Raw genomic sequence first — 12225 nt, 5'->3', positions numbered from 1 at the left:
CTCCCTTACTTCGTTGGTTCCATTAAAAATTGAAAAACTTCTTCGATCAGCTGTTCCTGATTCACATCGTGGCAGATCATATGCTTTGATTCTTTTAAATAACATAGCTTCTTACGTTTCGATGGTATGGTTTTATAAATATACTCTGCGCTCTTGCGCGGCACCAGTCCGTCGCACTCCCCCTGGATAATCAGAGTAGGTACATCAATAGCACGAAACGAAGGCTTGAGCGTTTTGACGAGCTTCCGGAATTCGAACGTGGCGGAAAGCGGAGTATCCATAAACTTTTTCCGGTATCGCAGGTACAGTTCATCATCCTTCAGCGTTCCCCGCATACCTTTTATGATCATGTCCTTGATATCTTTCACCATCTGTGCCGGGTTCATATAGTAAGCGCTGGCACTGAGCAGGATGAGTTTATCGCATCCGTACTTCGATGCAAGATAACCGCCGATGATTCCACCCATGGAGAACCCGAGAATATAGAGCGTGTCGCTCTTTTTCCGCAATTCCAAAAAGGCGCGTTCTGCTTCATCGATCCAAAGCTTGTGTGTAATCCCCTTCAGCATCAATTGCTCTCCATGCCCCGGATAGGTCGGCACTGAAATCAGCCAATCGGTATGTTCTTCTAAATAGCGGGTAACCGGCTCTACTTCATACGGACTGCCGGTAAAGCCATGAAGACAAAGACAGCCAATCATATTATCACCTTTTTTATCATTAGTTACCCTATAATGTCCGTAAAAAATCATACCATATCCCTATTGGAAAAAGCTTTCAAACTGGCGGATAAAAAAATAAAAACAGCAAGTGAAAAATTCACCTGCTGTTGGGGTATCATTAGATAAAATACGCTACCGCAATCGCCAACAAGAAGAACAATGTGGCGAGAATAATCGTCAGCCTGCTCAGGACGGCATCCATTCCACGGGCTTTTTGTTTTCCAAATAACTGCTCGGCGCCACCAGTAATCGCTCCTGATAATCCTGCCGAACGGCCAGATTGAAGAACAACGACTATAATAAGTGCGATCGAAACAATCACCAATAAAACTGTTGCTGCTGTTTGCATTTGTCACACCTCCACGGACAACGTTACACTATACTTAATGTATCATACGGGCATTCGTTCGGCAACGTATTCCAAATAATTTATCGTGCCATAAAGGGGCTGTCAGGAAGGAGGCATTGACCCATGTTTGAACTAAAAGAGATTCGCTATAAAGATATTTTGAAGATTGGTCATTTACGTATGGAAGAAAATAAAGTGAGCATTCTTACCGGAGAAAGCGGCAGCGGAAAAACAACGGTGCTGAAACTGCTGAATCACCTGATCAGCCCGGATGAAGGCAAGGTGTTCTACAAAGGGAAGGATATCGCCACGCTTGATCCTGTACAGCATCGAAGAAACGTGATCATGCTTCAGCAAATGCCCGCCATATTTCCCGGCACCGTAAAAGATAATCTTGTCGCCGGACTGGTGTTCTCGGAGAAAGCGGTGCCAGATGATCGAGTGCTTGAAGAAGCTTTACATAGTGTGCATTTACGAAAATCATTAAAAACAGATGCAGAGGGATTGTCCGGCGGAGAGCAGCAGCGGCTTGCGCTGGCCCGGGTTCTTTTGCTTGATGCGGAAGTTTATCTGCTGGACGAGCCATCATCCGCCCTTGATGACGAAACAGCGGATGAGGTCATCTCATCTTTTTTAAAAAAGGCCAAACAAAAGAATAGAACGGTCATCATAGTCACCCACTCCAATCAAATTGCAGACCGTTACGCTGACGTGCCGGTACATCTTGAAAGGTACAATTAGAAAATAAAGGAGGCTGCTGATGAACGATAAAATTATTGATATTTCGTTGTGGCAGCTTCTGTCTGCCTATCTCTTTATCGTGGTATTGACGGTGATTGTGAAGTGGAGAGGCATAGCGAGGGAAAAAGAGATTATCATCGGAACCCTGAGAATGACGATCCAGCTCGTGCTCGCGGGGTATATCCTCACCTATGTATTCAAGCACCCGCATCCCCTTCTGACTCTTTTCATTTTCGTTCTCATGGAAATTTTTGCAATCTATAACGTTTTTAAGCGGATCAAATACGATTTATCTTCTTCATTAAAAAAAGTCATCGCTGTTTCGATGACAGTAGGAACTCTCGTCAGCCTTCTATTTTTCAACTATGTGGTCATTCAGTTCTCTCCCTGGTTTGAGCCGAGGTATGTTATACCGATTGCCGGGATGATCATTGGGAATGCCATGACAGGGATAACGCTTGGGGTCAATCACCTTGTGGAGGGCATGAAAAAGCAAAAACGCATGGTGGAAGCAGCCTTGATGCTCGGGGCAACTCCAAAAGCCGCTTCCAAAGAACTCGTCGACCGTGCGTTTGATTCCGCCATTCTTCCCACGATCAATTCGATGGTCGGCATGGGAATCGTATTTCTTCCAGGCATGATGACCGGCCAGATTTTGTCAGGTATCTCCCCGCTCACTGCGATTGAATATCAGATTGCGATCATGCTGGGGATTGCCGGATCGGTATCATTCAGCGTCATCCTTTTTGTTCAATATGGCTACCGGACGTTTTTTAATGAGCGGTCACAATTAAAATAATGGGTCAAGTTCATGAAACAGCATTCCGCACAAACTTCTGATGGCGGAATGCTGTTTTTCGTCATAACTGATTAGCACGCATGTAGATGGCCCGGCTGACTTATCCAATGGCAGGGTACTCTTGAACCTTGCCGAAGAACCACACAGTACCCCGAGCTCGTATCCAATGCCTTTGGAGCCGACAGGCAGGATTTCATAAATGCCGTCTGTTTTCAGCAGCTGCCGGAATAGAGATAATGAAATTCCCTCTTTAGAACGGCTGATCACTTCCTCCCCGACAAGGGGCGCACCTATGACCGCCACTTTAGCAATTGAAGGCGTGATTCCCATTTTCAAATCATGATGAGCCGCCCTGCCGATCATTGTGAAAGAAGAAGCGGACTGGACCATGTTCATATTGCTTTCGGAGCTTCCCGTGATTTCGATAGTATCGAGACCAAGCTCCGCAAACGTCTTTTGTGCTCCTGTCACGAGCTCGTTCCATGCCCCTTCACCGTTAAAGGAGTGGATAATGAACGAAACGGGCAGTGCCCCGGCAGCCAGCACTTCCATCGCGCAGACCCGGGCGCCATACTGGGCGACTACCTCATAAGGGACCTTTACCTCATCCATCGGAAGGCTGCCAATTCCCCCAGAGTTATCCGCGGCAATCACCGCCACATGCCCAGAGCCAAAGCCCTGCACGGTTATATCACGATTTCTTTTCATGGTTGATCCTCATGGCAGAATGCCGGAACGACCGCTTTATTCGCGGGATGATTACAAGTGCGGTCAAACCATTCAGCACAGCAGCAGCCAGCAGACTTGGGATAAGTCCGAGAACGACCGCTTTTCCCAAAACAGTCCAGAAGCAGAGCGGAGCCAGGACACCATTTCCTGTTATAAACATCAATGTGGCAGCGGTTTTCGCATTTTTTCTGTATAGCACGCCATAAAAGAAGCCCAGGAGTCCCATCTGAACCGCTACCACTAAATGGAGCGGTCCCAAAGGAAAACCGGCCAGGGCGGCTGTTAGCAAATGCCCAAAACAGGCAACAGCAAGCCCCGACCATGGCGACATTAACGCAGCCGCAGCCAGGGCGGGCATGGAATCAAAGGCCACACTGCCTATTGGAGAAGGAATTTTGATAAACGAACCGGCTACTGCCAGAGAAACAAACGCCGTAAACAGCGCGATATGTTTATTTCGTGTCATTTTCTTTTCGCTTGCCTCCACGGAAAACGATCGCACTTCGTTCGTACTCCACGTCCTTTACTCCTTCGCGGAAATTAATCACCCGGGCAATGGCAAAAAAGTAATCGGATAAGCGGTTCACATATTTTAAAACAACCGGGTTGATTTCATTCTCCTGCTTCAGCGCCACAATTTCCCGCTCTCCCCGCCTTGCTACTGTACGGCAAACATGAATCGCGGCTGAAGCCTCTGAACCTCCCGGAAGAATGAAGCGTTCCAGCTCTGGAGCTTCTTTAATGTATTCATCAATGCGCTCTTCCAAAAAGGTGATCATGTCGGTGTTTGCTTTATATGGATAATCCTTTTTTACAGCTGAAAGATCGCCGCCGCAGTCAAACAACTCATGCTGGATCTTCACCAGTTCGTTCCGGATATCGTCATACTTGGCATCCTGGAGCTTTGTAACGGCCACCCCAACAAAGCTGTTCAGCTCATCCAGTGTTCCATAGGCATTAACACGGATATGGTTTTTATCCAGCCGGCCTCCGATCACACTTGTTTTTCCTTCATCTCCAGTACGTGTGTAAAGCTTCATTCCGATCATCTCCTTTTATTTTATCGTCTGTTCCAACCCATACCAGACCACATGCACTTTCTCAGCCGCCATCGCACAATCTTGAAAAAACCAGCCGGAAACATCACGCCATCTCCTGTTTTCTTCCTCCATCGGCACTATGCCTTTTCCGATGTCTGTTCCAACCAAAACAAGCCGGCGGCCAGGCAGGGCTGATTCCCATTCCAGCCAGGCATGCAATTTTTTCTTAAGCACTTCTCTTGTTCCCTTTTTATTCGCTTGTACAACCTTCTTCACCAACTGCTCCATTCCTTCTAGTACGACAAGCGAAGTTTTGAACTCATCGGCCTCTGGGCACACGGCATCATACAGATTAAACCAGCCCTCCATCTTCCTCGAGGCTGAATAGGTTTCCATCACCCACTTGGCTTTACCGTGGAAGGCGCCTCCTGTAACAAAGTGCATAATGCATTTAACCTCCCTTTGTTTTCTTTCCAAACCAGTGTGTACCCTCTTCCATGGGAAACACTCCACTCCCACATTTCTTTTGGTTCAGGAGCAAACATCGATAAATACAAGCGGACCGGACCGCCATGGGTGACCACTGTCACATGTCCGTTTTGCTCCGCCAATGGCCAGATCTCCTCTTCCCATACTGAAAGCAGACGTTTTTCAAATTCATGAAAATGCTCTCCCCCGGGGGGGCATGTTCCAAATGGATCATCAATCCATTCTCTGTAGTGGCGGTCATGACAAAGCTCTTTATACGTTTGATTTTCCCATTCGCCAAAATGGATCTCCTGAAGTGCCGGACTCGTGATGATCTGCTGGCCTGGAAAAAGAATTTCTGCGGTCTCCAGGCACCGTTTCCGGTCACTTGAAAGGACCACATCTGAAGGTAAAAAGCTTTCCTTTTCCTGCATTTCTCTCAATTCATTCCTACCCTCTTCGCAAAGAAGAGGATCACTGTATCCAATGTATTTCTTTTGCTGATTCTCCAGCGTCAGCCCGTGACGAAGGAGAGTAACAGCCACCCTCCGAGCCATAATACGGTTTCCATCCCTTCTGAACTCGCACCAAGCGCGTCTCCTGTAATTCCGCCAAACTCAATGGTTGCAAACCGTTTGCTCACAAGAAAAAATAAAGCTCCTAAGATCGTCAGACCCGTAAATAAAAAAAGCATGCCTGCAAGCCATGAACCGACTCCCACACCCAAGAAATATAATGCGTACATTCCAAAGCTCATTTTTGAAATATTCTGCTTTATGGCAAATGCCATGCCTTCCTCCTTAGCCAGGGGAGCAGAAATTAGCAGACAGCCCATACTGGTACGGGCCAGAAACGGAATGAGCAGAAACAGCAGCCAGCTCTTCTCAGGTGCAATCCTCAGGCTTTCGTAGATCAACAGAAAACGCCAGCTCAGCAGAAATAGGACGGATACAACGCCAAATGCCCCGGTCCTCGGATCCTTCATGATTTCCAGCCTTTTTTCTTTACTTCCGTATGAAAAATAGGCATCACTGCAATCCATCCATCCGTCGAGATGCAGTCCACCTGTTAATGCGACAGAAAAACTGAATAAATAAAAACTGACCATCAAGGGAGATATGAACGATTGCTGACTCAGAAAATGCGCCTGAACGGCAGTTAATCCGCCGAGCAGCAGGCCAACAACCGGATACCAGTACACGCTCCATTTACTTGTTTCCTTCGTCCACGGGAACGCTGTCCGAATAGGGAAGGCCGTTAAAAACTGCAAAGCCAGCCCCAAGCCGTACAATGAGCTAAACCGTACAGGCTGTGCATTGGTTTTCATCCGCATCATATCCTTTGCGTAAAATCGGCATGCCAAACTCTACCTGGTACACCCAGTGGGCTTGCCTCACAATATGCTGATGCAGATGCCCCATTATCTGCATAAAGTAAAACGTTCCGCTGTCATCGGGCAGCAGGCCTTGAAACACTTCATTGGAAACGATAATCAGGACTCCGCATTGCTTCTCCAGCTCAATGATTGCATCCATGATTTTTTGAAAAACCAATTCCCGAAACGCAATCCCTTCCCACTGTTTCCTATTTTCCTGCCACCCGTCAAAAAGCTCATTGCTGACAAGATTGGTTAAACAGTCGAGCAGGATCACTTCCTCTTGTTTAAAAACGGTGCACAAGTCATGAATATTCCTGGGCTGTTCCCACGTTTTCCAAGCGTACCCGCTTTTCTCACGGTCCTCCCTGTGCCGGTTGATGCGCTCGGCCATCTCCTCTCCACTTTGGTCGCATGTGGCGACATAATGAAGGCGGTACCCTTTATTGCCGTGGTATACCGCTACCATTTCAGCAAATGAGCTCTTTCCGCTTCTCACGCCTCCAGTTATAAAAATCAGCATGATGCATTCCACCCTTCAAGAACATCCAGCAGCACATCATTTTCCTCGGGCGTCCGGATCGCCAGACGGATAAATCTTCCTTCCAGGCCGTTAAAATTGAAGGTATGCCTGACAATAATCCTTCTTGAGAGTAAATACTTAATCAGGTCCATCTGGTCCTTTTCTTCTCCCTTTTCTCGTAACAAATAAAAATTAACTAGAGAAGGAGAGGGCTCGAAGCCCAGGCGGCGCAAGACAGGAAACAGCCGGTTTCGTTCGTTTGCCGTCTTTTCAGCAATATCAGCAGCAATTGGTTTTTCCTGCGCAACACAAAGCATCCCGATTTTTTGAGCCGGTCCGTTTACACTCCACGGTGGCTGGTATTTCTTCATTTTTAAAATCAAATCTAGGGACGACATGGCGTAGCCGAGCCGCAGACCGGGCAAGTGAAACATCTTTGTTAAGGAACGCAGTAGGATCAAATTGTTAAAATGAGCCAGTAAAGGCACAGCAGTTACCGGATTTTCCATGAAATGAACAAACGCTTCATCGACAACCAGGGTCACCTTTTTCTCTGAACAAAGTTGCAAAAGCTTTTCCAATTCAACTGAATCAAGAGCAGTTCCTGTTGGATTATTGGGCTGGCACAGAAAACAAAGCTGTTTGCCTTCAAGGGATTTTTCTAATTCCTCAAAAGAAATCCCCCATTTTGATTCCTCCTGCGTTATAAAACTCTCAACCTTGCATCCATTCGCTTCACATGCTTCTCTGTATTCTGAAAACGCAGGTTCAATAATCAGCACATTGGCGCCTCTGTAAGCTTGGGCGATGAGAAAAATAAGCTCTGCCGCTCCATTTCCTGCCAGAACCTGTTCTGGACCGAGCCCGGCCATTTCCGCTGCCAATTGCAAAAAGGGAGCTGCAGATGGATGGGGATAGTGAAGGATCTCTTCATAAAGAGATCCCCAAACCTCCTTGAGATTGACGAGCGGAGGATACGGATTAACGTTCACACTAAAATCCAGGCTGTTTTCCTTCAGTTCAGTCTGAAGCGATCGGGCCAGCAGCTCCGGGTTAGCTCCATGATTGGGCAGCAACAATATAGATCCCTCCCGCTGCAAGTAATATAATCGTGAACCATGTGACTGCTTGCTGCATGATGACGATCGTCTTTTCAATATGTATCGGTTTCAGGCTGTATTGTGCCCGGCCGATGAACGGGCGATAAGATACCAGGCCATTATAATAATTGGTTCCTCCGAGCCGTATGCCCAGCAGCCCGGCAACAGCTGCTTCTCCCCAGCCGCTGTTGGGACTCGGATGGTGACGGGCTTCTTCCTTCAGCCAGGCAAACGTCAGACGCTTCTTCATCATTGCATGAAAGACCATCAAAAACGCTGTAAGACGGGCAGGGATATAATTCAGCACATCATCCAGCCTGGCCGATGCCCAGCCAAAGTCTTTGTATCTGTCATTCTTGTAGCCTACCATGGAATCGCATGTATTTACGGCCCGGTACAGCAAGGCAAGCGGAGCCCCGCCGATAAAAGCAAAGAAAAGCGGGGCAGTTACGCCATCGCTCGTATTCTCTGCCACGGTTTCCACCACACCTCTCACTATTTCCTGAGAAGGAAGGCCTTGTGTGTCTCTTCCCACAATCCAGCTTAATTTCGTTCTGGCTTCCTCCAGATCTCCGCGGACAAGCGGGTCATAAACGGAACGCCCTGCCTCTTTCAGCCCTCTTGCTGCTATGGTCGTAGAAATCAGAATAGACTCGAGACAAACACCTAAAATCATATGAACCGAATACGCAAAGAAAATAAGAAAAAATGAGAGTGCCAGAGTTATAGCCAAAATAAGAAAGAGCATGAAGAGCCCCTTCAGCTTTTTATAGTTTCCTCTGTTCAATGCCCGGTCCAGCCGGCTGATCATCTTGCCGAACCCTTTCACCGGATGCGGCAGCCAGCGGGGATCACCGATCAGCTGGTCAATGATCAGAGCAAGAACAATCGACAGTAAATGTAAAGCAATCATCATGGTTGCAGCATTCTCTTTCTATAGTTTTCAATAGCGGTTCCTACCGTTTGATAGACCGCTTTTCCAATCGCTTTTCCTGCCGGTGTGATCGTCCCCGCATACCTCATTTCCTCTCCGTTTTGGGTTGCGGCAATACAAACACTGTCGGTCGATGTACCGGTCGCTGGAGTTCCTGTTACCGGATCTTTAATGCCATAGTCGCGGAGTGCCCCCGCTTTGGCTTCTGTCGCCGTCATCATCGCCTGAACAAAGCCTTCGTCCGTCAGCTTACCCTCCATGAAAATCCAGATATTGATCGTACCAATGGGCATGGGCTGATCCTTCCGTTCCCACGATCGTCCCGCATCCACCGCATTACCTGTTCCCACAGTGGAGGCGACAAGCAGTTTTACACCTTTTTCTTCGACCGATACCATTCCAGCATCCTGAAGCCTCGCCGCTGTCATCATGCCAACGGTATCGTTTGGATTGAGAGAAATGGAAAACAGATAATCCTCAAATTCTTTTTGGGCATCATCCACATTATAATTTTTGTTCACATGGCGGTTCACAAATGTGTTAGCCCACTGATATCCTCCCCCGATGAGAGCAGATGACATGGTTTTTAACGAGAACGGACTGCGAAAAATCATGGTTTCAGGTGTAGCCTCGAGGACAATCTCAGACAGGTCCTTCCGTTCGTCCTGCTGCCGGGGAACGAGCGCAATGAGCGGCTTTGCCTTTTGCGGATGTTCCTGCCGGCTTAAGTTCGTCTTATATACCGATTGAAGCATCCTGCTGTCCATAATGTCACCAGGCTTTCCAATCGCCTTCATTTTCCCTTTATCCAGAAGAAGAACCTGGTCACAATACAGACTGGCAATATTCAGGTCATGAAGAATGGCCACGACCGTCAGCTGGCAGCCTTCCACCCAATCCTTTAACAGATCCATCAGTTTCATTTGATAGGCCAAATCCAGATGGTTGGTCGGTTCATCCAGCAGCAAAATTTCAGGCTCTTGTGCGAGCGCCTTGGCCAACAGAACACGCTGCCGCTCTCCGCCGCTCAACAGCAGGATACTTTTATCCGCAAACTCCTCAACCCCTGTAAATTCCATGGAGTTTTGAACCACTTCATCGTCATGTGGTGTTGAATGTTTTAATAATCCTTTATAAAACGGATAGCGTCCAAGCGCCACGACCTCTCTTACCGTAAAATCAAACGAACTCTCGGCATGCTGCGGCAATACGGCGATAATTCTTGCCAGTTCCTTGGCGGAATAGCTGCTGATCGGTTTGTCTTTGATCAACACTTCACCTGACTGAAACGGAAGCATTCCATTGATCATTTTCATGAGCGTTGTCTTTCCGCTTCCGTTCGGTCCGATAATCCCGGTAATTTTCCCTTTCTCCACGGAAAACGAGAGATCGTCCACAACCTTTTTGCCGTCGTAGCCTCCGGAAAGCTGTTGTACGCTAATCATGTAGTCACCTTCTTTCGCCGATAACGAATAAAGATTACCGCAAAAATCGGACTTCCGATAATGGCGGTCAGTACACCGATAGGAAGTTCTGTCGGTGAAATAATGGTCCGCGCCAGTAAATCAACCAAAACCATAAACACGCCTCCAAGCATCATGGAAAGCGGAAGCAGATGGCGATGATCAACTCCCCAGATCATGCGGGCCATATGGGGTATTACAAGACCGACAAACCCAATGGTCCCCGACACAGCGACGGCCGACCCTGTCAGAAGCGAAGCTCCAAACAAAACAAGCCCCGTATGTTTTTTAACATCAACTCCAATGGACCTGGCATCCTGCTGACCGAATGATAGCGCGTTAAGTTCACGCGCGCTTGCCAGCAGAATCAGCAATCCTGCGATTAAAAAGGGAGCAATCAGTTCTACATAGGCCCAGCCTCTCATCGAAACACTGCCTAGCAGCCAGCCGATGATCTGTCTCAGTTCATCTCCGGTTAAAGCAATCAACAGTGACGTGACCGCCCCGAGAAAGGAACTGCATAACACCCCGGCCAGGATGATGGTCTCAACAGAAAGGTTTTGCTGTACAAGCCTCGCAAAATAAATTACACCGATCAATGTAAGAAACCCCATGATAATGCTGAAAACCGGCAGCGTAAAACTGCCAAGAAACGGCAGCTGAATACCAAAGAATAAGACAATAACCGCCCCGAGTGCCGAGCCTGACGACACACCGAGCGTATACGGATCAGCCAGCGGGTTCTTCAGCAATCCCTGAAACGCCGTGCCGGAAAGTGCCAGCGCACATCCCACGAGCATGGCCAGCACGACCCGCGGAAACCGGATCGCCATGACGATGTTGACCATCGATGTATCAATATTATCGGGAACAGGATAGTGAAAAATATGGGCGCCTAATATTTGAATAACATGAAAAAGGGGGATAGGTATGGAACCTACCGAAATCCCCAATGCAACGGCGAAGCACAATAACAGCAGCACTGCGCCATATGAAATAATTAGTTTACTTTTTGTATACGTCCGGATAGATGGCTTTTGCAAGCTCCTCCACTCCTTCAATCAAACGCGGCCCCGGTCTTGTCACCTTGTCTGAGTGCACATCATAAATGTTCTTGTTTTTAACAGCCGGAATGTCTTTCCATCCTTTACGGGAGAGAATCTGCTCTTTCGGATTTTTGGAATAATATCCGTACGTGGTCACGATCACATCGGGATTGTATTTGACCGGCTGTTCTTCTGATACCTTTGACCACCCCTTCAGGCTTCCCGCGGCATTTTTTGCATGGATGGCGGTCAGCATATCATCAATGAACGTTCCTTTGCCTGCTGTATAAATTTCAGGAGCCGGTGCCACTTCCACCCAGACTTTCTTTTCCTTTTTCACTTGCTTTGCTTTTTCTTTGATGTCGGCAAGATCATCCTTCATGGACTTAACGATCTTATCCCCCTGTTTTTGGGTGCCTGTTGCTTTTGCAATCATGTTTATGGACTTGTACGTGTCTTGAAAGTTCTGTGCTTCATTAATTACAACAACTTTTATACCAGCGTTTTTGAGCTGGTCGATTCCTTGCTTGGAAGTGTGTGCACTTGAAGCATGAGCAAGCACAAGATCCGGTTTCATGCCAACAATCTTTTCGACGTTAAAGTCCATGCCGCCAATCTTCGTTTTTTTTGTGGCAGCTTCCGGATAATTATCGAAGTCAGAAACACCGACGATTTCCTTGTCCAGACCGAGTGCAAATGCGACCTCGGTATTGCTCGGAATCAGCGAGACAATTTTCTTTGGCTTCTTCTCAATTTTTACATTTTCGCCTGATGCATCTTTAATGGTTACGGGGAATTCACTTTTTGGTGAATTGGCACCCTTTTCTTTTTTGTCTGCTGACTGGTTTCCGGCTGAACAGCCGGCCATGACGGCGATGACGAGCAGCAGCATCATGGTAATCTGAGTTAATTTCTTCACGTTTTCCACGCTCCTGT

General features: G+C 47.6%; 16 protein-coding genes. 2 read left to right on the top strand and 14 right to left on the bottom strand.

The window, feature by feature from the left end:
- Positions 1 to 5: 5 nt before the first annotated feature.
- Together AS030_RS11640 and secG are read right to left on the bottom strand one after the other, a co-directional pair.
- Positions 6 to 701, bottom strand: a complete 696-nt coding sequence (locus tag AS030_RS11640; protein ID WP_061972022.1) for an alpha/beta hydrolase — start codon at positions 699 to 701, stop codon at positions 6 to 8.
- Between the two features lie 139 nt (positions 702 to 840).
- Positions 841 to 1071, bottom strand: a complete 231-nt coding sequence (gene secG, locus AS030_RS11635) for a preprotein translocase subunit SecG (RefSeq protein WP_061972021.1) — start codon at positions 1069 to 1071, stop codon at positions 841 to 843.
- A gap of 123 nt (positions 1072 to 1194) precedes the next feature.
- Here secG and AS030_RS11630 point away from each other — a divergent pair, with 123 nt between their 5' ends.
- Entirely contained in the window at positions 1195 to 1812 is a 618-nt protein-coding gene (locus AS030_RS11630) for an ABC transporter ATP-binding protein (protein WP_061972020.1), read from the top strand.
- A gap of 19 nt (positions 1813 to 1831) precedes the next feature.
- On the top strand, positions 1832 to 2611 hold the full coding sequence (locus AS030_RS11625; RefSeq protein WP_061972019.1) for an ABC transporter permease: 780 nt from the start codon (positions 1832 to 1834) through the stop codon (positions 2609 to 2611).
- Here AS030_RS11625 and AS030_RS11620 read toward each other — a convergent pair.
- Genes AS030_RS11620 through AS030_RS11565 form a run of 12 tightly spaced genes read right to left on the bottom strand, consistent with a single transcriptional unit; the run spans position 2603 to position 12208 of the window.
- Positions 2603 to 3319, bottom strand: coding sequence for a hypothetical protein (locus AS030_RS11620; protein WP_061972018.1), 717 nt, complete (start codon positions 3317 to 3319; stop codon positions 2603 to 2605). The two genes, AS030_RS11625 and AS030_RS11620, sit on opposite strands and share 9 nt — an antisense overlap.
- On the bottom strand, positions 3303 to 3806 hold the full coding sequence (locus AS030_RS11615) for an ECF transporter S component (RefSeq protein ID WP_061972017.1): 504 nt from the start codon (positions 3804 to 3806) through the stop codon (positions 3303 to 3305). Before AS030_RS11615 ends, AS030_RS11620 begins: the two co-directional genes overlap by 17 nt.
- Positions 3793 to 4380 (bottom strand): cob(I)yrinic acid a,c-diamide adenosyltransferase, encoded by a 588-nt coding sequence (locus AS030_RS11610; protein ID WP_061972016.1) that lies wholly within the window; start codon positions 4378 to 4380, stop codon positions 3793 to 3795. The genes AS030_RS11615 and AS030_RS11610 overlap by 14 nt, the downstream gene beginning before the upstream one ends.
- A gap of 15 nt (positions 4381 to 4395) precedes the next feature.
- On the bottom strand, positions 4396 to 4824 hold the full coding sequence (locus AS030_RS11605; RefSeq protein WP_061972015.1) for a bifunctional adenosylcobinamide kinase/adenosylcobinamide-phosphate guanylyltransferase: 429 nt from the start codon (positions 4822 to 4824) through the stop codon (positions 4396 to 4398).
- Positions 4776 to 5405 (bottom strand): histidine phosphatase family protein, encoded by a 630-nt coding sequence (locus AS030_RS11600; protein ID WP_074440546.1) that lies wholly within the window; start codon positions 5403 to 5405, stop codon positions 4776 to 4778. The genes AS030_RS11605 and AS030_RS11600 overlap by 49 nt, the downstream gene beginning before the upstream one ends.
- Positions 5363 to 6175 carry an adenosylcobinamide-GDP ribazoletransferase gene (gene cobS, locus AS030_RS11595; RefSeq protein ID WP_061972013.1) on the bottom strand — a complete coding sequence of 271 codons (813 nt, stop codon included), beginning with the start codon at positions 6173 to 6175 and terminating at the stop codon, positions 5363 to 5365. Before cobS ends, AS030_RS11600 begins: the two co-directional genes overlap by 43 nt.
- Positions 6144 to 6746 carry a bifunctional adenosylcobinamide kinase/adenosylcobinamide-phosphate guanylyltransferase gene (locus AS030_RS11590; protein WP_061972012.1) on the bottom strand — a complete coding sequence of 201 codons (603 nt, stop codon included), beginning with the start codon at positions 6744 to 6746 and terminating at the stop codon, positions 6144 to 6146. The genes cobS and AS030_RS11590 overlap by 32 nt, the downstream gene beginning before the upstream one ends.
- Entirely contained in the window at positions 6740 to 7825 is a 1086-nt protein-coding gene (cobD, locus tag AS030_RS11585; RefSeq protein WP_061972011.1) for a threonine-phosphate decarboxylase CobD, read from the bottom strand. The genes AS030_RS11590 and cobD overlap by 7 nt, the downstream gene beginning before the upstream one ends.
- Positions 7800 to 8759, bottom strand: a complete 960-nt coding sequence (cbiB, locus tag AS030_RS11580; RefSeq protein WP_061972910.1) for an adenosylcobinamide-phosphate synthase CbiB — start codon at positions 8757 to 8759, stop codon at positions 7800 to 7802. Before cbiB ends, cobD begins: the two co-directional genes overlap by 26 nt.
- Positions 8759 to 10225 (bottom strand): heme ABC transporter ATP-binding protein, encoded by a 1467-nt coding sequence (locus AS030_RS11575; protein ID WP_061972010.1) that lies wholly within the window; start codon positions 10223 to 10225, stop codon positions 8759 to 8761. The genes cbiB and AS030_RS11575 overlap by 1 nt, the downstream gene beginning before the upstream one ends.
- Positions 10222 to 11286: a FecCD family ABC transporter permease gene (locus AS030_RS11570; RefSeq protein ID WP_061972009.1), complete on the bottom strand. Its 1065-nt coding sequence runs from the start codon at positions 11284 to 11286 to the stop codon at positions 10222 to 10224. The genes AS030_RS11575 and AS030_RS11570 overlap by 4 nt, the downstream gene beginning before the upstream one ends.
- Positions 11249 to 12208, bottom strand: a complete 960-nt coding sequence (locus AS030_RS11565; protein ID WP_061972008.1) for an ABC transporter substrate-binding protein — start codon at positions 12206 to 12208, stop codon at positions 11249 to 11251. Before AS030_RS11565 ends, AS030_RS11570 begins: the two co-directional genes overlap by 38 nt.
- Between the last annotated feature and the right edge of the window lie 17 nt (positions 12209 to 12225).

This window comes from Fictibacillus enclensis, from assembly GCF_001457035.1.
Lineage (GTDB): Bacteria > Bacillota > Bacilli > Bacillales > Fictibacillaceae > Fictibacillus_C > Fictibacillus_C enclensis.
The sequence above is the reverse complement of the archived record's forward strand: the minus strand, read 5'-3'. Positions and strand labels throughout refer to the sequence as shown.

Bases quoted from the DNA above. Each gene is read 5' to 3' on its own strand.
- AS030_RS11640 (WP_061972022.1), bottom strand. From the start codon at position 701: ATGATTGGCTGTCTTTGTCTTCATGGCTTTACCGGCAGTCCGTATGAA.
- secG (WP_061972021.1), bottom strand. From the start codon at position 1,071: ATGCAAACAGCAGCAACAGTTTTATTGGTGATTGTTTCGATCGCACTT.
- AS030_RS11630 (WP_061972020.1), top strand. From the start codon at position 1,195: ATGTTTGAACTAAAAGAGATTCGCTATAAAGATATTTTGAAGATTGGT.
- AS030_RS11625 (WP_061972019.1), top strand. From the start codon at position 1,832: ATGAACGATAAAATTATTGATATTTCGTTGTGGCAGCTTCTGTCTGCC.
- AS030_RS11620 (WP_061972018.1), bottom strand. From the start codon at position 3,319: ATGAAAAGAAATCGTGATATAACCGTGCAGGGCTTTGGCTCTGGGCAT.
- AS030_RS11615 (WP_061972017.1), bottom strand. From the start codon at position 3,806: ATGACACGAAATAAACATATCGCGCTGTTTACGGCGTTTGTTTCTCTG.
- AS030_RS11610 (WP_061972016.1), bottom strand. From the start codon at position 4,380: ATGAAGCTTTACACACGTACTGGAGATGAAGGAAAAACAAGTGTGATC.
- AS030_RS11605 (WP_061972015.1), bottom strand. From the start codon at position 4,824: ATGCACTTTGTTACAGGAGGCGCCTTCCACGGTAAAGCCAAGTGGGTG.
- AS030_RS11600 (WP_074440546.1), bottom strand. From the start codon at position 5,405: ATGGCTCGGAGGGTGGCTGTTACTCTCCTTCGTCACGGGCTGACGCTG.
- cobS (WP_061972013.1), bottom strand. From the start codon at position 6,175: ATGAAAACCAATGCACAGCCTGTACGGTTTAGCTCATTGTACGGCTTG.
- AS030_RS11590 (WP_061972012.1), bottom strand. From the start codon at position 6,746: ATGCTGATTTTTATAACTGGAGGCGTGAGAAGCGGAAAGAGCTCATTT.
- cbiB (WP_061972910.1), bottom strand. From the start codon at position 8,759: ATGATTGCTTTACATTTACTGTCGATTGTTCTTGCTCTGATCATTGAC.
- AS030_RS11575 (WP_061972010.1), bottom strand. From the start codon at position 10,225: ATGATTAGCGTACAACAGCTTTCCGGAGGCTACGACGGCAAAAAGGTT.